General features: G+C 71.2%; 2 protein-coding genes. Both read left to right on the top strand.

What is annotated here, in order from left to right; translation table 11 throughout:
- Positions 1-796, top strand: a 796-nt coding sequence (locus AC5LUJ_RS15815; RefSeq protein WP_493465181.1) for a GTPase, incomplete at its 5' end; no start/stop codon positions are given.
- 199 nt (positions 797-995) lie between these two features.
- Positions 996-1,342, top strand: a 347-nt coding sequence (locus AC5LUJ_RS15810; RefSeq protein WP_493465180.1) for a PAS domain-containing protein, incomplete at its 3' end; no start/stop codon positions are given.

The following is a 1,342-nucleotide window of genomic DNA, read 5'->3' as shown; positions in this document are numbered from 1 at the left end:
CCCGCGGCGGGTCGCCCTGCTGGGCAAGCCGAACGTCGGCAAGTCCAGCCTGCTGAACAGGCTGGCCGGCACGCAGCGCTCGCTGGTGCACGACGTCGCCGGCACCACCCGCGACCCGGTCGACGAACTGGTGACGGTCGGCGGGGAGACCTGGAAGTTCGTCGACACCGCGGGCCTGCGCCGCCGGGTGCGGGAGGCCACCGGCGCGGAGTACTACTCGTCGCTGCGCACCGCCGCCGCGCTGGAGGCCGCGGAGGTCGCGATCGTCCTGCTGGACGCCGGCGAGCCGCTCACCGAACAGGACCAGCGAGTGATCACCATGGTGGTCGAGGCCGGCCGGGCCCTGGTGCTGGCGTTCAACAAGTGGGACCTGCTCGACGAGGACCGCCGGCTCACCCTCGAACGGGAGATCGTCCGGGACCTGGGCCGGGTGGCCTGGGCGCCGCGGGTGAACGTCTCGGCGATGACCGGCCGCGCCGTCGACCGGCTGGCCCCGGCGCTGCGGACGTCGCTGGAGTCGTGGGGGACGCGCATCCCCACCGGCCGGCTCAACGCCTGGCTGGGCGAGGTCGTGGCGGCCACCCCGCCGCCGTCGCGCGGCGGCCGGCTGCCCCGGGTGCTGTTCGCGACGCAGGCCGGCGTGCGCCCGCCGCGTTTCGTCATCTTCTCGACGGGTTTCCTGGAGCCGGCCTACCGTCGCTTCCTGGAGCGCAGGCTGCGCGAGGATTTTGGTTTCGCCGGAACGCCGATCGAGATTTCGGTCCGGGTCCGTGAACGGGGTGAGAAACGCCACTGAGCCGCCTGAACGAGACAAAGGAGCACCAACCATGAGATTGGTGACAGGTCGATTCTCTTGATTGCCGGTATCCGTCTGGTTGAGCGGTCCGCTGCACAGTGCCATGCTCGGTGGCAATGGGTGTGGGGCCTGATTCGCCGGGATGGCAGGTCGGCAGCTCGGCAGGTCGCGGGCTTCGGCAATGCCGAGACGAGTATGGATGAGCGAAAGAAAGCCTTCACGAGACGGGGCTGACGTTCCCGCGGCAGTGGCCGGCATAGCGATGGTCGCGCTGGACGCTCGAGGCGTGCTCACCGCGTGGACGGCAGGAGCCGGTCGGCTGCTGGGCTATCGTCCGGACGAGGTGGTGGGACGCGCCGCGGCGGACCTTCTTGCCGTGGACCTTCCGGCGTTGGCGCTACCCGGCATCGAGCGGCGGGAGGAGTGCAACGGCCGAGTGATGCTGCGGCGCCGGGACGGCCGCGCCGTCGAGGTTGACGTCCACGCGGCCCCGACGCACGGTACGCGGGGAAACAGCGGCTGGGTCGTGGTGGCTCTCGAGCCGGG

Source organism: Protofrankia sp. CiP1_Cm_nod3 (assembly GCF_982290655.1).
Note: the sequence above shows the minus strand (reverse complement) of the source record. Positions and strands in the feature narration are given on the sequence as shown.